We start from the raw sequence: 25,877 nt of genomic DNA, 5'->3' as shown, positions 1-25,877 counted from the left end.
TAAACCAAAATCAACCATCACTTACGTCTATAAAGAAGTGAAGGGTAACGTCTATGTACACTATAAAGATACAGAAGGAAATGAACTGAAACCTTCTGTAACGGATGAAGAAAATCAACCAGTTGATAAGGACTACAACACAGTGATAGACAACCGTCCACAAACAATCGAAAAAGACGGTAAGACTTATGAATTGGTTCCAGCAGGTACTTACAAAGTTGGTGAAGTAGATGATGAAGGTCACCTCAAGTCTACTGATCCTACAACCGGTAAGGTCATCGAAGGTGATAAGAACGTTACTTACGTCTACAAACTTTTGAAGTCACCAGAAAAACCAGAAGAACCAACGCCTGGTAAACCGGTAGAACCTACACCAAACAAACCAGTTTCAGAGCGTCCAGCTAAGGCATCTTCAGCGAAAGAGCAGCTTCCAAATACTGGTGAAAACTCATCTACAGGTTCTACTGTCCTTGGACTAGTTGCAGGTCTTGTAGGAATCGTGGCATTTGGTCGCCGAAAAAAAGAAGATGAAAAATAGTTTCTCTTCCTTTGGTGAATGACTGATTTTTCTTTATTCCAAACAGCAAGGTCTACTTGAAGACTAGAATAGGTTTTAAAACCTAGAAAAAGGGGATGATGCATCCCCTTTTTTCACCTAGTCAACTACGATTCTTATCATCAATGAGATTTTTATAATAAGAGCCTCCAGTCCTAAACAGGTTGACAGATACATCCTGTTTCTCTCAAGAGGCTCTTTTTGATAGGTAAGAAAGTCAGCCAACTTCATTATTTTGAGAGGTAAAAGGAAGTTCTATGTTTGAAGGAATCGTCTATCCATACGAGCAAGCCACTCGGAGATAGTCCATTGAAAAGTGTGGGGTAAAATGATCATTTTTAAGAGGATAAGATAAAAATTTTTTTGATAGATATCACTATATAAAAAACGCTTTTTGTGGTAAAATAATACAGATTAAAGAAGGAGTGACAAAATGGTAGAACCTAAGTATAAACGAATCTTAATTAAGTTATCAGGTGAAGCGTTAGCTGGTGAGCGTGGTGTCGGAATTGATATCAAGACAGTTCAAAAGATGGCACTAGAAATCAAAGAAGTTCACGATCTTGGGGTTGAGATCGCTCTCGTAATTGGTGGAGGCAACCTTTGGCGTGGTGAACCTGCTGCAGAGGCAGGAATGGATCGTGTGCAAGCGGATTATACTGGAATGCTTGGAACAGTTATGAATGCCTTGGTAATGGCAGATTCTCTTCAACAGGTTGGAGTAGATACTCGGGTCCAAACAGCGATTGCCATGCAACAAGTCGCTGAGCCTTATATTCGTGGCCGTGCCCTTCGTCACTTGGAAAAAGAGCGTATTGTTATCTTTGGTGCAGGTATTGGTTCTCCATACTTCTCAACAGATACAACAGCAGCTCTTCGTGCTGCTGAGATTGAAGCAGAAGCTATCTTGATGGCCAAGAATGGGGTAGACGGTGTTTACAATGCCGATCCGAAGAAAGATAAGACAGCTGTGAAGTTTGAAGAGTTGACTCACCGCGATGTCATCAATAAAGGTCTTCGCATTATGGATTCGACAGCATCAACCATCTCGATGGACAATGATATTGACCTAGTCGTTTTCAATATGAACGAACCTGGCAATATTAAACGTGTTGTTTTTGGTGAAAATATCGGTACCACCGTGTCAAATAATCTAGAAAAATAAGGAAGTTAGAGGAATAAAATGGCAAATCCAATCGTAGAAAAAGCAAAAGAAAGAATGACTCAGTCTCACCAAAGTTTGGGACGTGAATTTGGAAGTATCCGAGCAGGTCGTGCAAACGCAAGTCTCTTGGACCGTATCTATGTTCAATATTACGGAGTTGATACTCCATTGAATCAAATTGCATCAATCACCATTCCAGAAGCTCGTGTGATGTTGATCACACCTTTTGACAAGTCTTCATTGAAAGATATCGAGCACGCTTTGAATGCTTCTGACCTCGGTATTACTCCAGCCAACGATGGTTCTGTTATCCGCTTGGTGATCCCAGCTTTGACAGAAGAAACACGTCGTGACTTGGCTAAAGAAGTGAAAAAAGTTGGTGAAAATGCTAAAGTAGCGATCCGTAACATCCGCCGTGATGCGATGGATGAAGCGAAAAAGCAAGAAAAAGCAAAAGAAATCACTGAAGATGAATTGAAGGGTCTTGAAAAAGAAATCCAAAAAGTAACCGATGATGCTGTAAAACATGTTGATGAAATGACAGCACACAAAGAAAAAGAATTGCTTGAAGTCTAATCATTTCCAGCAGTTTACAGAGGAAATGAACTCAGTTGGCACTGCTGGCTGAGTTTTATTTCCATTAAGGGGCTATTGATGAGCATTAGCCAGAAAGAAGGAAAAAATGAATACCAACCTCGCACATGATATCGTGGGCCTTGTAACGGATGAAAATGATCGTTATTACTTCGTCCAAAAGGATGGGCAGACTTATGCCTTGGACAAGTCTGAAGGAGAGCATGCTCTTGGAGAATCCGTCAAGGGTTTTGCCTATACGGATATGAAGCAACGTTTGCGCCTGACCACCCTAGAAGTTACAGCCCGTCAGGACCAATTTGGCTGGGGGACAGTGACTGAAGTTCGCAAGGACCTGGGTGTGTTTGTCGATACGGGCCTACCAGACAAGGAGATTGTCGTCTCTCTGGATATTTTGCCAGAAATCAAGGATCTGTGGCCAAAAAAAGGCGATAAACTCTTTATTCGTCTAGAAGTTGATAAAAAAGATCGGATCTGGGGTGTCTTGGCCTATCAAGAAGACTTCCAACGAATTGCTCGTCCAGCCTACAACAATATGCAAAATCAGAACTGGCCGGCTATCGTCTATCGCTTAAAACTCTCAGGGACCTTTGTTTACCTGCCTGAGAACAATATGTTGGGCTTTATCCATCCAAGTGAGCGCTATGCAGAACCCCGTTTGGGACAAGTCCTAGATGCTCGGGTCATCGGTTTCCGAGAGGTGGATCGGACCTTGAATTTGTCCTTGAAACCACGCTCCTTTGAAATGCTTGAAAACGATGCGCAGATGATTTTGGCCTACTTAGAGGGGAATGGCGGTTTTATGACCTTAAATGACAAGTCCTCCCCAGAAGAGATTAAGGCTACCTTTGGGATTTCCAAGGGGCAGTTCAAAAAGGCTCTGGGTGGCTTGATGAAAGCGAAAAAAATCAAGCAAGACCAGTTTGGAACGGAACTAATCTAAGAGGAGCCTTATGCGAAAATCATTTTACACTTGGCTGATGACAGAGCGCAATCCCAAAAGCAATGCTCCGAAAGCCTTGCTAGCTGATCTAGCTTTTCATGAGTCTGCCTTTCCAAAACATACAGATGATTTTGATGAGGTCAGCCGCTTTCTGGAAGAGCATGCCAGTTTCTCCTTTAATCTAGGAGATTTTGATGCAATCTGGGAAGAATACCTCAGTCATTAGTAACAGGAGATAGTGGTGAGCCGGGGATGGTCAATTCTCGGTCACTTTGTTATAATAGAGAAAACTTACAGAAATAGAGAGGTTCTTTATTTGAAAGAACATTCAATTGATATTCAATTAAGTCATCCAGATGATCTCTTCCATCTGTTTGGATCCAATGAGCGTCATTTGCGTTTGATGGAGCAAGAGTTGGATGTGATCATCCATGCTCGAACAGAAATTGTCCAGGTCATTGGTCAAGAAGAAGATTGCGAGAAAGCTAGACAAGTTATTGAGGCTTTGCTGATCTTGGTGAATCGTGGTATGACCATCGGGACGCCGGATGTTGTGACCGCCATTCAAATGGTCCGCAATGATGAGTTGGATAAGTTCGTCGCCTTGTATGAAGAAGAAATCATCAAGGATAGCTACGGCAAGCCCATTCGGGTCAAAACATTGGGGCAAAAGATTTATGTCGATAGTGTCAAGCACCATGATGTGACCTTCGGGATTGGACCAGCCGGGACAGGGAAAACCTTCCTAGCTGTGACTTTGGCCGTGACCGCCCTCAAGCGTGGTCAGGTCAAGCGGATCATTTTGACCCGTCCAGCTGTAGAAGCAGGAGAGAGCCTTGGTTTCCTACCAGGGGATCTCAAAGAAAAAGTAGACCCTTATCTACGTCCGGTCTATGATGCTCTTTACCAGATTTTAGGGAAAGACCAAACTACTCGGATGATGGAACGAGAAATTATTGAGATTGCTCCCTTGGCTTATATGCGGGGGCGGACCTTGGACGATGCTTTCGTCATTCTCGATGAAGCGCAAAATACAACTATCATGCAGATGAAGATGTTTTTGACCCGTCTTGGTTTTAACTCTAAGATGATTGTCAATGGAGATACTAGCCAGATTGACCTTCCGCGAAATGTCAAATCCGGCTTGATTGATGCTCAGGAGAAATTGAAGAACATTTCTCAAATCGACTTTGTGCATTTCTCTGCCAAGGATGTCGTTCGCCATCCAGTAGTAGCAGAAATTATCCGGGCCTACGAGCCCATTCCGAATCCAGTCCTCAAAGAAGAACCGGATGTGGAAGAAGAAGAATAAAAGAAAAGGCAAAGATCATCAGATCTTTGCCTTAAATTGACGATAAAATCATCTCCTAGCCTTTCCTTAGGTGAGAACGGAGGTTAGGTGAAATTATCCAGTGGATGATTTCAGCAATCCAAGAAGTTCCATGACTAATAATTGAGCCGGAGGTCTCAATTATTCCGAGTGCTTGAAACTAAATTGTTTCAAGCATTTTTCTCACGGCGGAAAGTCTTTGAAAATGAGTTGAAAACTCAAAACAACTTGTTTTTTCCAAAACATTTTTTAATTAGTTCATATGAAAAAAATAAGTTGTTTATTTTTTTCGATGGTAATTCTTTTATGATAGTTTAAACCAATTCATCAATTGGTGTGAAGTCGTGTTCTAAACCTTCTGCAACGGGTTGGCTTGTGATATGGCCTTGGTAAGTAGTGACCCCTTGGCGCAAGCCTTCGTCAAGGGCAATGGCCTTATGGAACCCTTTGTCAGCCAAAGCTTCTACATAAGGTAGGGTCACGTTGGTGAGGGCGATGGTAGAAGTGCGAGCGACAGCCCCTGGGATATTGGCAACGGCATAGTGGAGCACGCCATGTTTTTCGTAAACTGGCTCCGTATGCGTTGTCACACGGTCTGCTGTTTCAATAACCCCACCTTGGTCCACAGCTACGTCCACGATGACAGAACCGGGACGCATTTGTTTGACCATATCGTCTGTCACTAATTTAGGAGCTTTAGCTCCAGGGATCAAGACAGCCCCGATGACAACATCGGCATCACGGACACTGGCTTCGATATTAAATGGATTGGACATAAGGGTTTGGATTTGGTGACCAAAGACATCTTCTAGAACAGACAAACGTTTGGCACTGATATCTAAGATGGTAACCTGGGCACCGAGTCCAAGAGCGATCCGAGCAGCATGGGTTCCAACGACCCCACCACCGATGATGGTGACTTTCCCTTTAGGAACACCAGGTACACCACCTAGGAGGACACCAGATCCACCTTCTTGTTTGGTCAGGAAGTGAGCACCGATTTGCACGGCCATCCGTCCAGCAACCTCACTCATTGGCACCAAGAGTGGCAACTGTCCATCTAAGTCACGAACGGTTTCGTAGGCCACCCCTGTTGTTTTAGCTGAGACCATAGCGTCCGCTAATTCTGGTGCAGCAGCCATGTGCAAGTAGGTGAAGAGCAAGAGGTCCTCACGAAGGAAGTCGTATTCTTCAGCGAGGGGTTCTTTGACCTTGACCACCAATTCAGCTGACCAAGCTTCTGCAGCAGTCGCTACAATAGTCGCTCCTTGTTTGGCGTAATCTTCATCCGCAAAGCCAGAACCAAGTCCTGCATTTGTTTCTACCAAAACGTGATGACCTTTCTTCACCAAGCTTTGTACGCCTGCAGGAGTCAAACCGACCCGATTTTCGTTGTTTTTAATTTCTTTAGGAATTCCAATGAGCATTCTTGCCTCCTTGCTCAGATTTTGGTGTAAAAAGGCCATTGGTGTGAGATTGCTCTCTTGACTCAATGACCTTTTCACTCCTTATCCGATTGTTTTGATTGATTTTATTGTATAGAAAAGTGGGTTAAAAAGCAAGAAAAATTTGAGCTTGCCTTCCTTTAGGTTATTTGCTAAACTAATCCCTAAAGAAGGAGTGTCAAATGGAAAATTTATATGTGAAGTTAGCGGCTTATCGTGAAGTGGAGACAGAGCGTTTGCACTTGCGTCCGGTCACTCTTGAAGACGCACCGGCTATGTTTGAGTATGCTTCTGATGAAACAGTTACGCGCTATACCTTTCCAACTAATCATAGTTTAGAAGAGACGCGTAATAATATTGCCCTCTTTTACCTAGCGAGCCCAGTTGGAAGATGGGGGATCGAGCTCAAAGAAAATGGAAAATTTATCGGGACGATTGATTTACTGGATTTGGATCTTTCTCTGAAGAAGGGGAGTATCGGCTATGTTCTGAATAAAGACTATTGGAACCAAGGTCTTGCGACAGAAGCTACAAAGGCAATCATTGCCTTGGCTTTTGAACAGTTAGGGATGAACAAGCTCCTTGCCGTTCATGATAAGGACAACCCAGCTTCTGGCCGGGTGATGGCCAAATCAGGGATGAAATTTTCTCACGAGGAGCCCTACGCGATGCTAGACCTGCATGAAGAAGGGCGAATGGTGACGAGAGTCCATTATGTCCTCACCAAGGAAGAATATTTGGCAGAAAAATGAGTCAGGATATTGACAAAAGACCTATCTCCATGATATAGTAGATAGGTACTGCTGGTTTAGCTCAGTCGGTAGAGCGCATCCATGGTAAGGATGAGGTCGCCGGTTCAATCCCGGCAACTAGCATAGCAGAAGAGAGAAGCTTAGAGAGGATCTAGGCTTCTTTTTTGTGCTTTAATTTCTAATTGAGTGCCTATTTATTGATCTTTTTTCAACAATTTTCAAAAAAACGTTGACAAGCACAGAAATCCGTGGTAAAGTTAGAACAACAAAGAGAAAGGAGAAAACCATCATGAACAAAGTAACATTCTTGATGACACAATTGAATACACAACTTCTCCAATCTCAGTTGAGTTCTATGTAAAAATTGAATGAAACCCAAGATGGAGGAGTCTGTCTTGGGTTTTTTGTATGCATTTTTGCCTGCCTTAACTGAATTGGTGACAGGCATCAGAAGGCCCAAGTGTGGACTGAGTACGTACTCAGCTCCTTGCTTGGGTTTTTTCTGTGCCAAAATGAAAGGGGAGAAGATGATAGGAGCTTTATGGAAGTACATCTGGGAGCATAAGTGGCTGTATCTCAGCATCGCTGTGGTCCTAGTGATTTATGATTATACAATTTTAATACCGACACAGGTCATTCAACGACTAGTCGACCAGCTGAGCAAGCAGACCTTGACTCAGTCAAGTTTTACGAGAGATATTGCTCTCTTGTTGGGAGCTACTTTTCTAAATTACATTTCCGCTTACTACTGGCATCTGAAGCTGTTTCAAGCTTCGGTCCATTACAAGGCTAGGCTACAGGGGCAAGCTTTTCGTAAGCTCGTAGCCATGAGACGGCCATTTTATGAAAAGTTTCGCTCAGGGGATCTCCTGACTCGATTTACCACGGATGTAGACGGGATGATGGGGATGGTCGGCTATGGAATGCTCATTGTCCTTTATGGGGGAGGTTTGTTCCTCTTTATTATTCCAGCCATGTTCTTGATTTCCTGGCAGTTGAGTTTGATTTCCTTTATTCCCATGAGTTTTCTGGTTTTATCAACCTATCTCCTTGGGAAAAAGGAAGAGGTCTATGTGGATGAAAACCGTGATGCCGTGGCTCACTTGAATGATGAGGTCCTAGAATCCATCGAAGGGATTCGGGTCATGCGTGCCTATAGCCGTAAGGAGCGTCAGGTGAGACAATTTCAAGAGCGGACAGAAAGTTTGGCCAAGACGGGCGATAAGATCGCCTCTATTCAAAATGCCTTTGGTCCTTTTGCCCTATTCTTTATCGGGGTTTCAACCGTACTTCTTTTGGTCTGTGGGGGCCATTTCTTGAAAACTGGACAGATTAGCTTGGGTCAACTGCTAGGTCTAGAATTGTATCTAGTGGCCTTGATTGAGCCGATGTGGATGCTAGCAGATTTCATCTTAGTCTATCAAACAGCCAAAACATCCCACAAAAAATTGTCAGAATTGGTCGAAGAGGATGATGACTTGGAAAGAGATGGGGACGATTGGCTAGAGGAACTGAATGAGGTAGTTTTCGAAAACTATTCTTTTACCTATCCGATGGCGGAGAAGGAGAGTCTTTCGCAGATTTCTTTGCAGTTCAATAAAGGGCAAACCATTGGGATTGTGGGTCGAACAGGAGCAGGAAAGACAAGCTTGGTCCGTCAATTCTTACGACAATACCCACTTGGGCAAGGGACATTTACCATTAATGGGGAGCCCGTTGCTCGTTACGTGAGACGCTCTATTGAGGAAAAAATCGGTTACGTCTCTCAGGAACACATCCTATTTTCGAAGTCTATTTTAGAAAATATTTCCCTCGGCAAGAAGGGTGCTAGTCAAGAGGAAATCATGGATGCTATCGCTCAGGCAGCCTTTGCAGATGATTTGGAACGGATGTCAGATGGCCTGGATACTTTGATCGGAGAAAAGGGAGTATCCGTATCGGGAGGGCAGAAGCAGCGGATTTCTCTGGCACGTGCCTTTTTACGTGATGCCCAGTTGCTCCTATTGGATGATTCTTTATCCGCAGTGGATGCCAAGACGGAACAGGCCATTATTGAGACCATTCAAAGAGAGCGCCAAGGAAAGACAACCTTGATAGTCTCTCACCGTCTTTCAGCTGTCCATCAGGCAGATTGGATCCTTGTGTTAGATCAAGGACGGATTGTAGAAGAAGGAACAGCTAGTGATTTACTAGCTCAAGAAGGTTGGTATTACGAACAATACCAACGGCAACAAAGACAGGAAGGAGAATAAGATGGGTATTTTAAAACGACTCTTACAAAAACTATTCCTTTTTCCTGGTATTTTTGGCCTTGGTTTCATCTGTCTTTTGCTGGCAACGATTTTGTCAGATTTATCGCCGTTTATTCTGCAAAAAATGATTGACGGCCCCTTGACAGCCTTGAGTCAGGGAGGGGAATTAGGAGCACTCTATCCTATGGGTGTCCTCTATCTGATTGTTTTGGCTGTGGGTCAGATTGTCAGTTATATAGGCAATCGGGTTTTGATCCATGGAGGCAATAAGGTAACTGCACAGCTACGCGATCAAGCCTTCCTCGTGATGCAACAACTACCGATTTCCTACTTTGATGACAAGCCAGCAGGGAAAATTGCTACACGAATTGTTAATGATACAGAGACCTTACGGACTCAATTTTACAATTCCTGTATGTATTTGGTCATTCATTTGATGCGTTTCTTCTTTATCATGGGTGTTCTCTTCACTATCAATCCCATGATGGGGCTCCTCTTATGCTTGATTTTCCCTATCTTTTACGGGATTCAGGCCTTGTATAAACACATGACGGACAAGCCCATGAAGGATTTCTTTGATTCCAGAAGTGAGATCAATACCCAGGTTAATGAACTGCTTCATGGAGCGAGTATGATCCAACTTTACGGACAAGAAGAGCGCGTGATTGAGGAGTTTGATCAGACGACTGAGAAGATGACTGTGGCCTATGATCGTTTGGTTCTAGCAGACTCCATTGCCTCTTGGACCCTGACAGAATTCTTGAAATACATCGTCATTGCAGGAATTCTAACCATTGCAGGTCTATCCTATCTTGGGGGAGATTTGGGAATGACTGCAGGTTTCTTGTTTATCAATCTCAACTATGTCATTCAGCTTTTTGATCTCATGGCCAATTTGATCCGTCGTCTACCGGATATCCGACGCTCTCTGGAAACAGGGGAGCGAGTCTTGACTTTTCTAGATGAAAAGGTAGAGGCAGATGCAACAGAAGAAATCCAAATAGATCGGGCAGCTGTGGAGTTTGATCATGTCACTTTTGCCTATGAAGAAGGCAAGCCAGTTCTGAAGGACATTTTCATCCAAGCTCATCCGGGTCAAACCCTTGCCTTGGTTGGGCATACCGGTTCGGGTAAATCCTCCATTATGAACTTGCTCTATCGTTTCTATGATCCGCAGGAGGGAGAAATTCGGATCGACGGCCAGAATATTCGCCATTTCTCTAGAGAGAGTCTTCGCTCCCATATGGGAATTGTCTTACAGGATCCTTATCTGTTCTCGGGGACCATTGCTAGCAATGTGGCCATGAGTCAAACAGATATCGACCGTGATCGCGTCTTGGATGCTCTTAAACAGGTCGGTGCCCTGCCTATGATCCAGAGATTAGAAAAGGGAATCGACCATCCAGTCGTAGAAAAAGGATCTGCCTTCTCAAGCGGGGAGCGCCAATTGATTTCCTTTGCGCGGACGCTCTACATGAATCCGAAAATTCTGATTCTGGATGAAGCGACCTCTCACATTGATACGGAGACAGAGGAGATCATTCAGAAGGCTATGGCAGTCCTGCAAAAGGGCCGGACGACCTTTATTATTGCCCACCGCTTATCGACCATTCAAGATGCGGATCAGATCTTGGTTCTATCAGAAGGGCGCATTGTCGAACGTGGGCAACATGCAGACTTGATTGCTCATGGTGGCATCTATGCCCAGATGCAAGCTATCCAACAGACGGTTGAATAAAAGGGCATTCTTCAAATAGTAAAAGTAGCGTGTATTCTAGTATATACGCTATTTTTATGCTATAATTGAAATGATAGTGAGGTGATCCAAGATGTATATTGAAATGGTTGATGAGACCGGTCAAGTCTCTGAAGAAATGATCAAACAAACCCAGGAAATTTTAGAATTTGCTGCAAAAAAATTGGGCAAAGAAGACAAGGAAATGGCAGTGACCTTTGTAACCAACGAACGAAGCCATGAATTGAACTTGGAATGCCGGGACACGGATCGCCCAACGGATGTAATCAGTCTGGAATACAAACCAGAGATGGACATTGCTTTTTCGGAAGAAGATTTAGAAGACCATCCAGAGTTAGCCGAGATGATGGCTGAATTCGATACCTATATTGGAGAGCTCTTTATTTCTGTAGACAAGGCGCGTGAGCAAGCAGCCGAGTATGGCCACAGCTTTGAGCGCGAAATGGGCTTTTTAGCAGTGCATGGCTTCCTTCATATCAACGGTTATGATCACTATACGCCGGAAGAAGAAAAGGAAATGTTTGGCTTACAGGAAGAGATTTTGACAGCCTATGGACTCACAAGACAATAAACGAAAATGGAAAAATCGAGAACTGATTGCCAGTCTTGAATTTGCTTTAACAGGGATTTTCACAGCCTTTAAAGAGGAACGAAATATGCGTAAGCATACACTTTCAGCTATCTTAGCGATTGTTGCAGGCTTCCTTTTTGGCATTTCAGCAACAGAGTGGCTCTTTCTACTCTTAAGTGTTTCTTTGGTCATTGCCTTTGAAATCATGAATTCTGCTCTTGAGAATGTAGTGGATTTAGCGAGCAATTACCACTTTTCCATGCTAGCTAAAAATGCCAAGGATATGGCGGCAGGAGCAGTTCTCGTTATTTCGGGCTTTGCCTTGGTGACAGGTCTTATTATATTTGTGCCCAAGTTGTGGGCTCTAGTATTTGGATAAGAGGGAGACTTCCCTCAAGAAAGGAAACTATGACATTTAAATCAGGCTTTGTAGCCATTTTAGGACGTCCCAATGTCGGGAAGTCAACTTTTTTGAACCACGTCATGGGGCAAAAAATTGCCATCATGAGTGATAAGGCGCAGACAACGCGTAATAAGATTATGGGAATCTACACGACCGATAAGGAACAGATTGTCTTTATCGATACCCCAGGGATTCACAAACCCAAGACAGCGCTTGGAGACTTCATGGTAGAGTCGGCCTATAGCACCCTTCGAGAAGTGGATACCGTTCTCTTTATGGTGCCAGCAGACGAGCCACGTGGGAAAGGCGATGACATGATCATCGAGCGCCTCAAGGCTGCTAAGGTACCGGTTATTCTGGTGGTCAACAAGATCGACAAGGTGCACCCTGACCAACTCTTGGCGCAAATCGATGACTTCCGTAGTCAGATGGAGTTCAAGGAAATCGTGCCGATTTCAGCCCTTCAAGGAAACAATGTTTCGCATTTGATTGATATTTTGAGCGAAAACTTAGAAGAAGGTTTCCAATATTTCCCTGCTGATCAAATCACTGACCACCCAGAGCGCTTCCTGGTCTCTGAAATGATCCGTGAGAAGGTCTTGCATTTAACGCGGGAAGAAATTCCCCACTCTGTTGCCGTAGTGGTGGATTCTATGAAGCGGGATGAAGAGACAGATAAGGTACATATCCGAGCAACCATCATGGTCGAGCGCGATAGCCAAAAAGGCATTGTGATTGGTAAAGGTGGGGCCATGCTCAAGAAGATCGGGACCCTTGCGCGTAAGGATATCGAGCTCATGCTAGGGGATAAGGTCTTCCTAGAAACCTGGGTCAAGGTCAAGAAAAATTGGCGGGATAAGAAATTGGATCTTGCTGATTTCGGATACAACGAAAAAGAATATTAAGAAGAGGTGGGCAGAAGCCTGCTTCTTGTTTTTGAAAGGAGTTCTATGCCTGAATTACCAGAAGTAGAGACTGTCCGACGCGGTCTTGAGAAATTAATTCTTGGAAAAACCATTCAGTCAGTGGCAGTAAAGTATCCTAAGATGATTCATACGGATCTAGATGCTTTTTGTCAAGATCTCCCAGGTCAAGAAATTCGGGCCATGGGGCGCCGTGGGAAATATCTCTTGTTTTATCTGACGGATCTGGTTCTCATCTCGCATTTGCGGATGGAAGGCAAGTATTTCTTTTATCCAGACGAAGTCCCTCTTCGCAAGCATGCCCATGTCTTCTTTCATTTTACAGATGGTAGCACCCTGGTCTATGAAGATGTCCGCAAGTTTGGAACCATAGAAGTCATCACACCTGAGCTTGTCGACAGCTATTTTTTGGCGAAAAAGATTGGTCCAGAGCCGACAGAAGCAGATTTTAAAGAACCAGCCTTCCAAGCAGCTCTTAAACAATCAAAGAAACCCATTAAATCAGCTCTTTTGGACCAAAAATTAGTGGCTGGTCTGGGCAATATCTATGTAGATGAGGTCCTTTATCGAGCTAAGGTTCATCCAGCCCGTTTGGGTCAAAGCTTAACTGCTAGAGAAGCCAAAGCCGTTCGCAAAGAAACAATCGCCGTATTGGCTCAGGCTGTTGAAAAGGGGGGCTCCACCATTCGCTCTTACAGCAATGCTTTTGGTGAGGATGGCACCATGCAGGAAGAACACCAGGTCTATGGGAAAACAGGCCAGCCTTGTTTGTGCTGCGGCACACCGATCGAGAAAATCCAGCTGGGGGGACGCGGAACCCATTTTTGCCCTCACTGTCAAAAGGAGAATTAGATGGTAAGAATCATCGGATTAACAGGAGGGATTGCTTCAGGAAAGTCGACTGTGACTTCCTATTTGAGAGAAAAGGGGTATCCTGTCATTGATGCTGATCAAGTGGTCCATGACTTGCAGGCACCAGGTGGAGAACTCTATCAAGCTTTGGTAGAGCATTTTGGAAGGGAAGTCCTTCTAGATACTGGAGACTTGAATCGTCCTGCTCTGGCTCAACGCATCTTCTCAAGCCAAAAAGAGATTGTCTGGTCCAACCAAGTACAGGGGGACATCATTCGCAAAGCTCTGGCGCGAGAACAGGAGCGACTAGCTGCAACAGAAGACATCTTTTTCATGGATATCCCCTTGTTAATCGAGCAGGGATATCTGGACTGGTTTGACCAAGTCTGGCTGGTCTATGTGACGGAAGATACTCAGTTAGAACGTTTGATGGAGCGCAATGCCTTAACAGAGGTCCAGGCGCGCGATCGTTTGGCAGCCCAGATGCCTCTAGATGAGAAAAAAGCTTTTGTCGATCTTGTGATCGATAACAATAGCCAGCGTGATCACCTCTATCAGGAAATCGATCGGGCTTTAGAACAAATAGAAAGAAGATGATCCTATTTCACTGGAAATCAATTGGCGTAAAAATCTTTTTATTGCCTGGATTGGCTGTTTTTTCGTAGGTGCCAGTCTTTCGTTAGTGGTTCCCTTTATGGCTCTTTTTGTGGAGGAGTTGGGGGTAAAAGGTCCGGCAGTTCCTTTTTATGCTGGTATTGCAGTCGCCTCCTCCTCTTTGACTTCCGCTCTAATGGCCCCAATCTGGGGGAGTTTGGCGGACCGTTATGGTCGGAAACCAATGATGTTGAGAGCCTCGATTGCTATGACCTTGACCATGGGAGGAATTGCTTTTGTCCCTTCCGTCTTTTGGTTGCTACTTCTACGCTTATTAAATGGTGTCTTCTCAGGCTTTGTCCCTAGCAGCACGGCTCTCATTGCCAGTCAGGTGCCAAAGAATCAATCTGGATACGCTCTAGGAACCTTATCGACGGGAACTGTTGCCGGTACCTTGATGGGCCCCTTGTTGGGGGGATTGATCGCAGAGCAATTTGGTATGCGGAATGTCTTTCTCCTCGTTGGTTTTTTCCTCTTTCTCGTCTCTGTCTTGACTTGGTGGGGCATTGAGGAAGACTACCAACAAATATCCAAGGAGGAGCACCTTTCAAGCTGGGAATTATTGACTTCTATCCAGCATAAGGACATTTTACTGGGTCTCTTTTTGACCAGTATGACCATTCAGATGATCGGTCAGTCCATTTCTCCCATTCTTCCACTCTATGTAAGAGAGCTTGGCCAGAGCGACAATGTTATTTTTGTATCTGGGCTGATCGTATCAGCGATGGGGATTTCTAGTATCCTGACATCGGGATGGATGGGAAAGCTCGGAGATAAAATTGGCAACCATCGCCTCTTACTTTTAGCTCTTCTCTATAGTGGGATCCTCTATATCTTCTGTGCCCTTGCTCATACCCCTTTTCAATTAGGCCTTCTTCGTTTCCTATTTGGGATTGGGACAGGAGCCTTAATGCCCGGAGTTACGGCTCTCTTAAACCGCATGACTCCCAAGGAAGGAATTTCTCGGATTTTTAGTTACAACCAACTCTTCTTTTATATAGGGGGAGTTCTTGGTCCCATGATGGGCTCTAGTATTGCTATGCATGTCAATTACCATTGGGTATTCTATGGGACTGCTATCCTAGCCTTTATAGATTTGGCCTTCCTTTTATTCATCTTTAGAAAGTATTTGAAAGTGAGAGAAATCAGTGCGCATTAAAGTACAACTAACCTGCACGAGCTGTGGTAGTCAGAATTATTTGACAAGTAAAAATATGAAGACCCACCCTGAAAAAATTGAAGTTTTGAAGTATTGTCCTAAAGAGAGAAAAGTGACATTACATCTTGAAACGAAATGATTTTTATGGTAAAATAGATAGGATTTTAAGGAGTTTTTAAATTATGACTAAACCGTTGATTACTATTTTATTGGTACTATCTGTATTAATTATTATCGCTATCTTCATGCAACCAACTAAAAATCAATCTAGCAACGTATTCGATGCAAGCTCAAATGACTTGTTCGAACGTTCAAAAGCTCGTGGATTCGAAGCAGTGATGCAACGATTGACAGGAGTAATGATTTTCCTTTGGTTACTCATTGCGATGATTCTAATGGTATTATCCAGTAAATAAGATAGGCTTAGACATTGTCTTTGCCTATTTTTTCATCTATGGGTCGTTGGATAGGGAGATTGTCATTTGCAAAGAAATCTCTCTGAAAGAAAGAAAATAAAGGAGGCTGGGTATCCAGCACAAGATATGAAAAGTAAAATTATTGATTATTTAAAACAGGAGGGGAAAGCTCAGGTTGATCAATTGGCTCAAGCCATAGGGAGTACAGACGCCAAAGGTTTTCGTGAACTGATTAAGACCATTTCGCTGATGGAGCGACGTCGTCAACTAACCTTTGAAGAAAATGGGTTTTTAAGTCTCCTTGATGCCAAGCCAAAAGGCGTCATTACTGTGAAAGGGATTTTCCATGCTCATAAGAGTGGCTTTGGCTTTGTCAGCATAGAGGGGGAAGAAGAGGACCTTTTTATTGGACGAAATGATGTCAATCATGCCATTGATGGGGATACAGTTGAGGTTGTAATCACCAAGGTCGCCGATCGGCAAAAGGGGACAGCGGCAGAGGGGAAAATCATTGATGTCTTGGAGCACAGCCTCCAAACAGTCGTCGGCCAAATCGTTTTGGATGAGGAAAAACCCAAATATGCAGGCTACATCCTTTCAAAGAATCAAAAGATTAGTCAACGCATTTATGTGAAAAAACCTGCCCTACAATTAGAGGGAACGGAAGTTCTCAAGGTAGCTATTGAACAGTATCCAAGTCGGAAGCACAATTACTTTGTAGCCTCAGTACAAGATGTGGTTGGACATGTGACAGATCCTGGGATCGATGTCTTGGAAGTCTTGGAGTCTATGGATATCGTCTCAGAATTTCCAGAAGCAGTCCTCAAAGAAGCAGAAAGCATCCCAGACCAGCCTAGTGAGAAGGATATGGAGGGACGTTTGGACCTTCGAGATGAAATCATCTTTACCATTGATGGTGCCGATGCCAAGGACTTGGATGATGCGGTTCACATCAAGCGCTTGGAAGGTGGGAATTTTGAGCTTGGCGTTCACATAGCCGATGTCTCTTATTATGTAACCGAAGGTTCTGCCTTGGACAAGGAAGCCCTCAACCGCGCGACCTCTGTCTATGTGACAGACCGGGTCGTGCCCATGTTACCTGAGCGTCTATCAAACGGGATTTGTTCCTTAAACCCTCAAGTGGATCGCTTGACCCAGTCAGCCATTATGGAGATCGACCAGCGTGGTCGGGTACTTCGCTACCAGATCACCCAAACGGTCATTAAAACGACTTTCCGTATGACCTATAGCGATGTCAATGAGATCATTGCTGGGGACCAGGAGAAGCGTGAGGAATACCAAGCTATTGTGCCAAGTATCGAAGCCATGGTTGGTCTTCATCAGATCTTAGAAGGAATGCGGGAAAAACGAGGAGCCCTGAACTTTGATACCAGTGAAGCAAAAATCCTAGTCAATCCTCAAGGAAAACCAGTAGACATCGTCTTGCGCCAACGTGGGGTTGCGGAACGGATGATTGAATCCTTCATGCTGATTGCAAATGAGACAGTAGCAGAGCATTTTGCCAAACGAAAACTTCCCTTTATTTACCGGATTCACGAAGAACCCAAAGCAGAGAAAGTGCAAAAGTTTATCGATTATGCTTCTAGCTTTGGCCTACCAATTTATGGGACAGCTAGTTCCATGAGTCAGGAAACCTTGCAGGACATTATGAAGAAGGTAGAAGGGGAACCCTATGCTGATGTCTTGTCTATGATGTTGCTCCGTTCCATGCAACAAGCGCGTTATTCCGAGCACAACCACGGCCACTATGGGCTAGCAGCTGAGTTCTATACTCACTTCACCAGTCCGATTCGCCGGTATCCAGACTTATTAGTCCATCGCATGGTGCGAGAGTATGGAAAAGATTCTGAAGTGGCTAGCCATTTTGAACAGGTCATTCCAGATATTGCCAGCCAATCCTCTAGTCGGGAACGCCGCGCCATTGATGCCGAACGAGAAGTAGAAGCTATGAAGAAGGCAGAGTATATGGAAGAGTATGTTGGCGAAGAGTACGATGCTCTGGTGTCCAGTGTCGTCAAGTTTGGTCTCTTTGTTGAATTGCCAAATACCGTAGAAGGTTTGATCCACATCACTACCTTACCTGGTTTTTATCATTTTAACGAGCGCGATTTGACTTTACGCGGGGAAAAATCAGGCGTCACTTTCCGTGTCGGTCAGGAGATTCGAATCAGGGTCGAAAGAGCGGATAAGATGACTGGTGAGATTGATTTTTCTTATATCCCAAGTGAGCTGGATTTGATTGAAAAAGTTACGAAAGCATCGGGCCGTAAAGATCGAAATGGGACCTCTAAGCGCCCTTCTTCTAAAAAAGAAGAACGAAAGCAAGGAGGCTTTAGAGAGAACAAGCGCAAGCATTCTTCAAAAGACAAGAAGAAAAAGAGTAAGAAACCTTTTTACAAGGAAGTAGCTAAGAAAGGAGCTAAGCATGGCAAAGGGCGAGGGAAAGGTCGTCGCACAAAATAAGAAAGCAAGCCACGATTATACAATTGTTGATACCATTGAAGCAGGAATGGTCCTGACTGGTACAGAAATCAAGAGTGTTCGAGCAGCTCGTATCAACCTCAAGGATGGATTTGCCCAAGTCAAAAATGGGGAAGTCTGGCTCAGCAATGTTCATATTGCTCCCTATGAGGAAGGCAATATCTGGAACCAAGATCCAGAACGCCGTCGCAAACTCTTGCTGCATAAGAAGCAAATTCAAAAGTTGGAGCAGGAGACTAAAGGAACAGGGATGACTCTAGTTCCTCTTAAGGTTTACCTTAAGGATGGCTACGCCAAGCTTTTACTAGGCTTAGTCAAAGGGAAACACGATTATGACAAACGTGAATCCATCAAACGGCGGGAGCAAAATCGTGACATTGCTCGTGTCATGAAACAATACAATACGCGTTAAAGTAAGAAATAGGAACAGTTGAAGCAAGGACTGAAAACTGTTCCTATTTTTAAATTTCTTTCCTTGAAACCGCTTGCATTTTTATCTGGATAAGGGTATACTGAAGGTAGCGTTGGTATAGTTGTTTTTCGTCGGCTTGAAAATTTTTTTCTAGCCTCTTTTGTAGTCATAAAGGAGATCGACTATGAGAAAACTACTGGTCAAACTGATGATTGCTTTGATGGCCTTTGCCTTGATTCCAGTTCAAGTTGCGCAGGCCTGCTCAGCCTTCATTGTTGGGAAGGAACTCACGACAGATGGTTCCATGCTCTTTGGGCGGACTGAAGACTATCCTTATGCTCCCGATGGTGGTCGCCACAATAAAACCTATGAAGTGGTACCTGCCAAAGACTATAAGGATGGGGATATGTTGGAGGACGAATCCAACGGCTTTGCTTATCCCCACTTGAGTCATGAAATGAAATATACCGCAACTTATGATGCAGCCCATGGAGATGGTTCCAACGGGAACTTCGGAGCACACGGCTTTAACGAAGCGGGCGTTTCCATGACTTCTACCGTATCTGCAACCCCACACGATAAGATTTTGAAAGCAGACCCACTGGTGAAAAATGGCTTGGCTGAAGCTGCTATGGTAGACTTGGTTCTTCCACGTGTCAAAACAGCTCGTGAAGGAATTGAGTTGGTTGCCAAGGTACTTGATGAAAAAGGATCTGCCGAAGGAAACATCATTGTCGTAGCAGATAAGAATGAACTCTGGTACATGGAAATCCTCTCTGGTCACCAATATGTAGCCATTAAATTCCCTCAAGACCGCTATGCCATCTTTGCCAATACCTACTATCTAGGACATGTGGATTTCAAGGACAAGGATAATGTCATTGCTTCAAAAGATGTGGAAGCAGTTGCTAAAAAGGCAGACCACTACAAGACTGATAAAGATGGTAACTTCCATATTGCAGACTCATATGGTCCAGATGAATATACCGAACGCAACCGCTCACGGACCTATGCAGGGATTACCTTGATGGATCCTAAAGCGGACATCAAATATGATGATAAGCACTTTGACCTCTTGCGCAAACCAACGGATCCTTCTAAAAAGTATAGTCTAGAAGATGTGTTTGCTGAACAACGGAACCGCTTCGAACACCTCAAACAATACACACCAGATGACTTGGTGGAACCAGGTAAAGAAGTCGATACCAATAAATACAAATATGCTTTGGGAAATGAAAACGTCATTAACGCCCACGTATACCAAATTAAGAAGGACTTGCCAACTCCATTTGGTGGTGTCGTTTGGTTAGGTCTCGCTCAAAGCCGGAACACGCCTTATGTGCCATTCTATGGTATTGTCAACGATACCTATGCACCATTCAAAGTTCGCTCTGCCAAATACGATCCAACTTCTTGGTATTGGGCTGTTTGGCATATTGACCAAATGGTCATGAAATACCCAGATCTCTTTGGTAATAGCATCCAAGAGAAGTGGAAAGAATTGGAAAAAGGCTGGATCAAAGAACAAGCGGCTTTGGATCAAAAATACAGTGGACTCACTGATGACCAAGCGAAAGCTACTGCAGACGAAGTAACTAGCGACTCACTTAAACGTGCGGAAACCATCTTCAAACAAATCAAGCAAGTTGAAAGTGAGATGGAAGATAAGATTCGTACAGAAAAAGGTTTGGAAGCAGACTTTGTATATGACGGTTACAACAAGGCCAATCTGGTCGCAGCAGCTCAAGCTAAAAAAGATGCATCGAAAGAGACAGATAAGAAGGAAGAAACAGCTTCTAGTCAATCATCTAGTAAGGCAAGTGATTCAAACAGCAGTTTATCTGCCGTTTTAGGAGTTTTGGCTCTTGCAGGATTTGGTTTGGCAGGTTTCTACTTTAAAAAATCAAAAAAGAATGAAAATGAAGAATAAGTAGACAGGGACTGCTAAATCAGCATCCTGCCTCAACTGGATTCTAAGAGAGTGGAATAGAAGACTTCACAAAAGGAGCTTGTAATTCCACTCTTTTTATTGTTATTTGCATGCAATTTTTGTATGATAGGGATAGATAGAAAGAAGGAGAAGAAACGGATGCCTGAAAAATTAATTGCCTATAAACGGATGCCTTTGTGGACCAAGGATACCATGCCTGAAGCAGTCCAAAGAAAACACAATACCAAAGTAGGTACTTGGGGAAAGATTACCGTTCTCAAAGGAAAACTCAAGTTTGTTGAGCTGACGGAAGATGGGGAAGAAGTAGCCAGCTATATTTTCGAGGCAGGTGCGGATAACCCGATGGTACAACCTCAAGCTTGGCACCGTGTAGAGGCCCTTACAGATGATGTGGAATGGTTTTTGGAATTCTACTGTGAGCCCAAAGATTATTTCCCAAAAAAATATAATAGCAATCCCGTCCATTCGGAAGTGCTAGAAGCCATGGAGTCCCTTTCTCCAGGTAAGGCCTTGGATTTGGGGTGTGGACAAGGACGAAATGCTCTCTTTTTAGCCCAGCATGGCTTTGAAGTGACAGCAGTCGATCAAAATGAATTAGCCCTAGAGATCCTCCAAAGTATTATAGAGCAAGAAGATTTGGAAATGACTGTGGGGCTCTATGATATCAATTCAGCGAACTTAAAGCAAAGTTATGACTTGATTGTCTCAACGGTTGTCCTCATGTTCTTGCAAGCGGATCGCATTCCGGCGATTATTCGAAATATGCAAGACCAGACCAATCCGGGAGGCTATAACTTGATCGTTTGTGCCATGGATACAGAGGACTATCCTTGCCAGGTTCCTTTTTCCTTTACTTTTAAGGAAGGCGAGCTAGCTGACTACTACAAGGATTGGGAACTCATTAAATACAATGAAAATCCAGGGCATCTGCATCGACGAGATGAAAATGGCAATCGAATTGCCTTACGCTTTGCGACCATGCTAGCCAAGAAAAAATAAATAGCTCTCTAGACAAGGAGACTCTTGCAGTCGTCCTTGTCTTTTTTATGTCTGAAAATTTTCTGAAAATACTTGATTTTTTACAGAAAAGGAGTAGACTGTTAGTGTATCTTTCAAGAATTTTGAGGAGAAGCGCGTGAAACTCTATGTTCAACTGATGATTATCTTTACCATCTCTTTGATTGGGGAAGGGATATCGACCCTCTTTCATTTGCCAATTCCAGGAAGTATTATTGGTCTACTGATTTTATTTCTTTGCTTGCAGTTGAAATGGCTTCGTATCCGCCATGTGAATCTGGTCGGATCTTTTCTCTTAGCCAATATGACGATTTTATTTTTACCTCCAGCGGTTGGGATTATGGATAAGTTTGATGTCATCCAGCCTTATTTATTGCCCATCGTGTTGATTATTTTAGGGGCTATCATCATTAATGTAACCCTCATTGCCTTAGTCGTCGGTTTTATCAAGACTCGGTATGAAGGGGATTATGAAGGAGGGAAGAAATAATGGAAAGTTTGTGGTCAAATCCTCTCTTTGGGATTTCTTTATCAGTCTTTGCCTATCTGATTGGGATGATGATTTTTCGTCGCTTTCCCCATCCGATCACGACTCCCCTCTTAGTTGCTACGGTCTTAATCATTGGATTTTTAAAGCTGACAGGGATTTCCTATAAGGCCTATAATATTGGCGGGACCTACCTCAGTAATTTGATTGTACCCTCAACGGTTGTCCTGGGAATTCCCTTGTATAAGAGTTTTCATCTGATGAAACACCATGCCAAGAGTATTCTTCTTAGTAGTTTTCTAGCAGTAGTAGTCAACACGCTTTTTACAGCTGTCTTGGCTAAGCTTTTTGGGATGAAGTACTTTCTAGCTATTTCCCTCTTTCCTAAGTCTGTGACAACAGCCATGGCAGTGGGGATTGCTGAAAAAATGCAGGGAATTACTACCATTACCCTGGTTGTCGTTGTAGCGACAGGTATCCTGACCAGTGTGCTAGGACCAACGATTCTTAAATTCCTAAAAGTGGAGGATCCTGTTGCCATTGGTTTGGCCCTTGGGGGTACAGGTCATGCGGTGGGGACTGGTACAGCCTTTCAGTATGGTCAAGTAGCCGGAGCTATGGGAGGCTTAGCAATTGGGATAACTGGCGTTTTCTACGTCTTTATAAGTCCCCTTGTCGCGAGCCTGATTCTTTCCTAAAAGATAGAGAGTATTCAGAAAAAGCTTGGAAGAAGTTCCGAGCTTTTTAGTGTACACTTAGATAGTGCAGGTCGTTTGATAATTTGAAGGTCAAATAATTTTCAGATAGATTACTAATTGATTACAGTCGTTGTAAGCGCTTGCCAAACCTTGGTTCAAAAGGTATACTAAAAGAGGTTATACGGTTAATATCTAGTTAAAGGAGTTCAATATGAAGAAACGTTATGCTCGATCAGCCTTGGGCTTGGTCACTGCTCTCTTCCTCTTTGCCCAACCGGTAGAGGCCTGTACAGGTTTTATCATCGGTAAAAAGTTAACAGCAGATGGGAATGCTTTGTACGGACGTACGGAGGACTTAGAACCAAACCACAATAAGAACTTTGTGGTCAGAGAACGAACTTATAACAAGAAAGGGGAGGTCTTTGAAGATGCCACCAATGGCTTTAAGTATGAACTCCCAGAAGTAAGTTATAAATATACAGCTGTCCCAGATGTTACACCAGAACAGGGTGTATTTGATGAGGCTGGTTTTAATGAACATGGAGTGTCCATCTCGGCGACCGTCTCAGCTTCTGCAAATGACAACATTAAAAAGGTCGATCCTTATGTAGAGGACGGCTTGGCTGAGTCTGCCCTCACCACTGTCGTTCTTCCAAGTGTCAAAACGGCTCGTGAAGGAGTCGAGCTTATTGCGAAAATTGTGGAAGAAAAAGGGGCAGCAGAAGGAAATATTGTGACAATCGCGGACAAGGAAGGTATCTGGTACATGGAGATCCTTTCTGGTCACCAATATGTAGCCATTCTCTTCCCAGAAGATCGCTATGCAGTCTTTCCAAATACCTTCTTCTTAGGACATGTCGATTTTTCAGATAAGGAACGGACCATTGCTTCGAAGGATGTTGAAAAAGTGGCCCGTGATGCGGGAACCTATAAAGAAATCGATGGCCAGTTCCATGTGTCTCAATCCTACAATCCTCCTTTGCATGAGGCTGATCGTTCTCGTGTTTGGTCTGGTATTAAGTCACTGGATCCAGATGCAGATGTGAACTACGATGATGAATATTTTGACTTGATGCATACAACGGATCGGAAATTGACGCTACGAGATGCGATGAATCTCCAACGCAATCGGTTGGAAGGAACAGACTTCAAACCTCAAGATCAAATGGAGTTAGATGGAAAAGGGATTCCAGAAAAAGGGAAGTTTGATGAAGTCTATAAATACCCGATTTCGAACCCGAATGTCATGGAAGCCCATATTTTCCAATTAAAGGACAATGTTCCTGATAGTGCTGGTGGGGGAACCATGTGGTTAGCGATGGGAAGCCCACGAAATGCTCCTTACCTGCCTTACTATGGTAATATCACCAATACCTACCAAGCCTATCAAGAATTAGGGACAGCCTATAATCCCCAATCTTGGTACTGGACCATGTCTCGCATTAATGACTTAGTTGCCAAATATCCTGATTTGTTCGGAGATGGAGCCATCCGTACTGAAATGGAACGCCTAGAATCTCAATGGATGGCTGAGCAAGAAATTAGTGATCAAGAACAAATTGCCCTCGCTTCACAGCCAGAACAGGCGAGCCTAAAAGCGACAGAAACGAGCATGACTCGGGCTCAAAAGACCTTCGATCGTCTGCAAGAAATTCGTCAAGAAGCAGAAGAAAAGGTGATTGCTCAATATGGAAAAGGTGCTATTGACGATTTAACAGATGAAGAAGATGCAAACCAAGAAGAAGATATTAATTTGGTACCATTTGACTATGACTTCGTCATTACGATTGGCTTAGCCCTTGTGACAGTGATAGGAGTAGGAGTTTTCTTCATCAAATCAAAGAAAGCAAAGGGAGGTAAGAAGGATGAATAAGTTTCAACGAATATTGCTCTTCCTGTTTCTGGTCTTAGCAGGGATTGGGATGGAGTTTGAGCTAGGCTCTCTTTCTAAACAAGAGTTTAGCCAAGTAGCAGGAAGAGATTTGGTATTAAATCTGCTTGTTTTAGCGGTGATTGTCGTCCCTCTTTATCTCTTTATTAAGCGACTTGCAAAAAGATTTGAGGTTCCTCTTCTTGTTTTGTGGGCGACCATGTTTGGTGGTGCTTTTGTTGCTGGCTGGCTCAGTTTTTCAGGGAACAGCCTCATTGACCATCTCAATAGTCATCTCATTCAGGATGTTAGTACCTTTAATAAATGGACAGATGCTTTGACAGCTCCATTTGCTGAAGAATTTTTCAAAGCTCTGGTGGCCTTCTGGATCCTCTTGATTTTGGGTCGTAAAGATTTGAAATCGATTTTAATTGCTGGCTTTGGATCTGGTCTTGGTTTCCAAATCATTGAAGATCTAGGTTATGTGGCGCGTCAAACGCGATCTGGAGACCTCTCAGCAGTAACAGAGGCAGTGAACCGCATTTCTGGTGGTTTAGCATCTCATGCAGTCTACACAGCTGTTGTTTCTGTTGGAGCCTTTCTTATCCTATCTCAGTGCACTAAGCAAAAAGAAAAGCTCTTTGGGCTCTGGTGTGTAGTTTCCACGGTGGCCAATCACTTCTTATGGAACTCCCCATTCTATGAAACAGATCATCGGGTCAATATTTTGGTAGGCTTGCTCTTTGCCTTCCAAGTGGGAACCTTTATTGAGGTTGTTCTCTTTGCTCATAAAAATCCGAATCTAAACCTTTTAAAGAAAAACTAAGGAAAAGATTCAGTCGATATATATAAGTAAAAAAGCTTAGAAACTAAGCTTCAGATTGAAAAAAGTCTTCTAAAAAACTTTCCTTAGGTGAGTACGGACGTCAGCGAACTTCTTCGAAGTTCCAAGACTAATTATTGAGCCTAAGGTCTCAATAATTCCGAGTGCCTGAAACGTTATTGTTTCAGGCACTTTTCTCACAGCGGAAAGTTTTGATATTTTTTTGAATCGATTTAAAAATTGGAACTCATTTTTATTTCTTTACAGAATCGCTTAACTTATTTTACTTTAAAATAGTTTGTCTATTTTCTAAAAGCTTAGAAACTTTTGTTTCTAAGCTTTTTCT

General features: G+C 43.5%; 26 protein-coding genes and 1 tRNA gene. 26 read left to right on the top strand and 1 reads right to left on the bottom strand.

All coding sequences use genetic code 11. From position 1 onward, the window contains the following. From AC3E8G_RS08690 to AC3E8G_RS08665, 6 genes are all read left to right on the top strand, one after another. The coding region (locus tag AC3E8G_RS08690) for an LPXTG cell wall anchor domain-containing protein (protein WP_490677514.1) at nt 1-538 on the top strand (538 nt) is incomplete at its 5' end. 451 nt (nt 539-989) lie between these two features. Continuing rightward, entirely contained in the window at nt 990-1,721 is a 732-nt protein-coding gene (pyrH, locus tag AC3E8G_RS08685) for a UMP kinase (RefSeq protein WP_154857636.1), read from the top strand. Between the two features lie 18 nt (nt 1,722-1,739). After that, nucleotides 1,740-2,297: a ribosome recycling factor gene (gene frr / locus AC3E8G_RS08680; RefSeq protein WP_154857638.1), complete on the top strand. Its 558-nt coding sequence runs from the start codon at nt 1,740-1,742 to the stop codon at nt 2,295-2,297. A 106-nt stretch (nt 2,298-2,403) separates the two neighbouring features. After that, nucleotides 2,404-3,258, top strand: a complete 855-nt coding sequence (gene cvfB, locus AC3E8G_RS08675; RefSeq protein ID WP_414285738.1) for an RNA-binding virulence regulatory protein CvfB — start codon at nt 2,404-2,406, stop codon at nt 3,256-3,258. Nucleotides 3,259-3,268: 10 nt separating this feature from the next. Continuing rightward, the gene (locus AC3E8G_RS08670; RefSeq protein WP_048717450.1) at nt 3,269-3,484 is read left to right on the top strand and encodes a YozE family protein; all 216 of its coding nucleotides are present in this window, start codon (nt 3,269-3,271) and stop codon (nt 3,482-3,484) included. A 90-nt stretch (nt 3,485-3,574) separates the two neighbouring features. After that, the gene (locus AC3E8G_RS08665; RefSeq protein ID WP_490677513.1) at nt 3,575-4,570 is read left to right on the top strand and encodes a PhoH family protein; all 996 of its coding nucleotides are present in this window, start codon (nt 3,575-3,577) and stop codon (nt 4,568-4,570) included. Between the two features lie 332 nt (nt 4,571-4,902). Here AC3E8G_RS08665 and ald read toward each other — a convergent pair whose 3' ends face one another. Further along, complete coding sequence (gene ald / locus AC3E8G_RS08660; protein ID WP_490677512.1) at nt 4,903-6,015, bottom strand: alanine dehydrogenase; 1,113 nt, start codon at nt 6,013-6,015, stop codon at nt 4,903-4,905. Between the two features lie 200 nt (nt 6,016-6,215). On the opposite strand from ald, the gene AC3E8G_RS08655 reads away from it, so the two are divergent. The 20 genes from AC3E8G_RS08655 to AC3E8G_RS08560 all read left to right on the top strand — a co-directional run bounded on the left by AC3E8G_RS08655 (nt 6,216) and on the right by AC3E8G_RS08560 (nt 25,534). Next, entirely contained in the window at nt 6,216-6,785 is a 570-nt protein-coding gene (locus tag AC3E8G_RS08655; RefSeq protein ID WP_490677511.1) for a GNAT family N-acetyltransferase, read from the top strand. 50 nt (nt 6,786-6,835) lie between these two features. Continuing rightward, a tRNA-Thr gene (locus tag AC3E8G_RS08650) sits at nt 6,836-6,908 on the top strand. A gap of 404 nt (nt 6,909-7,312) precedes the next feature. Then, nucleotides 7,313-9,037: an ABC transporter ATP-binding protein gene (locus AC3E8G_RS08645; protein ID WP_490677510.1), complete on the top strand. Its 1,725-nt coding sequence runs from the start codon at nt 7,313-7,315 to the stop codon at nt 9,035-9,037. A gap of 1 nt (nt 9,038) precedes the next feature. Further along, entirely contained in the window at nt 9,039-10,775 is a 1,737-nt protein-coding gene (locus AC3E8G_RS08640) for an ABC transporter ATP-binding protein (RefSeq protein ID WP_490677509.1), read from the top strand. Between the two features lie 91 nt (nt 10,776-10,866). Next, nucleotides 10,867-11,364, top strand: a complete 498-nt coding sequence (gene ybeY / locus AC3E8G_RS08635; RefSeq protein ID WP_490677508.1) for an rRNA maturation RNase YbeY — start codon at nt 10,867-10,869, stop codon at nt 11,362-11,364. After that, on the top strand, nt 11,345-11,743 hold the full coding sequence (locus tag AC3E8G_RS08630) for a diacylglycerol kinase family protein (RefSeq protein ID WP_414284235.1): 399 nt from the start codon (nt 11,345-11,347) through the stop codon (nt 11,741-11,743). Before ybeY ends, AC3E8G_RS08630 begins: the two co-directional genes overlap by 20 nt. Before the next feature lie 29 nt (nt 11,744-11,772). Beyond that, on the top strand, nt 11,773-12,672 hold the full coding sequence (era, locus tag AC3E8G_RS08625) for a GTPase Era (RefSeq protein WP_048689615.1): 900 nt from the start codon (nt 11,773-11,775) through the stop codon (nt 12,670-12,672). 45 nt (nt 12,673-12,717) lie between these two features. Next, nucleotides 12,718-13,542 carry a DNA-formamidopyrimidine glycosylase gene (gene mutM, locus AC3E8G_RS08620; RefSeq protein ID WP_414256758.1) on the top strand — a complete coding sequence of 275 codons (825 nt, stop codon included), beginning with the start codon at nt 12,718-12,720 and terminating at the stop codon, nt 13,540-13,542. Continuing rightward, nucleotides 13,543-14,139, top strand: coding sequence for a dephospho-CoA kinase (gene coaE / locus AC3E8G_RS08615; RefSeq protein WP_490677507.1), 597 nt, complete (start codon nt 13,543-13,545; stop codon nt 14,137-14,139). It abuts the gene before it with no gap. Nucleotides 14,140-14,155: 16 nt separating this feature from the next. Then, nucleotides 14,156-15,355 (top strand): multidrug efflux MFS transporter, encoded by a 1,200-nt coding sequence (locus AC3E8G_RS08610; RefSeq protein ID WP_490677515.1) that lies wholly within the window; start codon nt 14,156-14,158, stop codon nt 15,353-15,355. Further along, on the top strand, nt 15,345-15,494 hold the full coding sequence (gene rpmG, locus AC3E8G_RS08605; RefSeq protein ID WP_081453577.1) for a 50S ribosomal protein L33: 150 nt from the start codon (nt 15,345-15,347) through the stop codon (nt 15,492-15,494). The genes AC3E8G_RS08610 and rpmG overlap by 11 nt, the downstream gene beginning before the upstream one ends. A 43-nt stretch (nt 15,495-15,537) precedes the next feature. After that, complete coding sequence (secG, locus tag AC3E8G_RS08600; protein WP_006595869.1) at nt 15,538-15,771, top strand: preprotein translocase subunit SecG; 234 nt, start codon at nt 15,538-15,540, stop codon at nt 15,769-15,771. 126 nt (nt 15,772-15,897) lie between these two features. After that, nucleotides 15,898-18,255 carry a ribonuclease R gene (rnr, locus tag AC3E8G_RS08595; RefSeq protein WP_490677506.1) on the top strand — a complete coding sequence of 786 codons (2,358 nt, stop codon included), beginning with the start codon at nt 15,898-15,900 and terminating at the stop codon, nt 18,253-18,255. Further along, nucleotides 18,218-18,685, top strand: a complete 468-nt coding sequence (smpB, locus tag AC3E8G_RS08590; RefSeq protein ID WP_414285745.1) for an SsrA-binding protein SmpB — start codon at nt 18,218-18,220, stop codon at nt 18,683-18,685. The genes rnr and smpB overlap by 38 nt, the downstream gene beginning before the upstream one ends. A gap of 184 nt (nt 18,686-18,869) precedes the next feature. Further along, the gene (locus AC3E8G_RS08585; protein WP_414285746.1) at nt 18,870-20,615 is read left to right on the top strand and encodes a C69 family dipeptidase; all 1,746 of its coding nucleotides are present in this window, start codon (nt 18,870-18,872) and stop codon (nt 20,613-20,615) included. A gap of 159 nt (nt 20,616-20,774) precedes the next feature. Then, nucleotides 20,775-21,635 carry an SAM-dependent methyltransferase TehB gene (gene tehB, locus AC3E8G_RS08580; protein ID WP_490677505.1) on the top strand — a complete coding sequence of 287 codons (861 nt, stop codon included), beginning with the start codon at nt 20,775-20,777 and terminating at the stop codon, nt 21,633-21,635. A 136-nt stretch (nt 21,636-21,771) separates the two neighbouring features. Next, on the top strand, nt 21,772-22,143 hold the full coding sequence (locus AC3E8G_RS08575) for a CidA/LrgA family protein (RefSeq protein ID WP_061564218.1): 372 nt from the start codon (nt 21,772-21,774) through the stop codon (nt 22,141-22,143). Continuing rightward, the gene (locus AC3E8G_RS08570) at nt 22,143-22,838 is read left to right on the top strand and encodes an LrgB family protein (protein ID WP_272081131.1); all 696 of its coding nucleotides are present in this window, start codon (nt 22,143-22,145) and stop codon (nt 22,836-22,838) included. Before AC3E8G_RS08575 ends, AC3E8G_RS08570 begins: the two co-directional genes overlap by 1 nt. Before the next feature lie 211 nt (nt 22,839-23,049). Continuing rightward, nucleotides 23,050-24,711, top strand: a complete 1,662-nt coding sequence (locus AC3E8G_RS08565) for a C69 family dipeptidase (RefSeq protein WP_414285749.1) — start codon at nt 23,050-23,052, stop codon at nt 24,709-24,711. Beyond that, nucleotides 24,704-25,534 carry a PrsW family glutamic-type intramembrane protease gene (locus AC3E8G_RS08560; protein WP_414285750.1) on the top strand — a complete coding sequence of 277 codons (831 nt, stop codon included), beginning with the start codon at nt 24,704-24,706 and terminating at the stop codon, nt 25,532-25,534. The genes AC3E8G_RS08565 and AC3E8G_RS08560 overlap by 8 nt, the downstream gene beginning before the upstream one ends. The last annotated feature ends 343 nt before the right edge of the window (nt 25,535-25,877 follow it).

This window comes from Streptococcus sp. SCPM-O-B-15294 (M123) (assembly GCF_058200455.1).
This window is presented reverse-complemented; position numbering and strand designations above follow the sequence as displayed.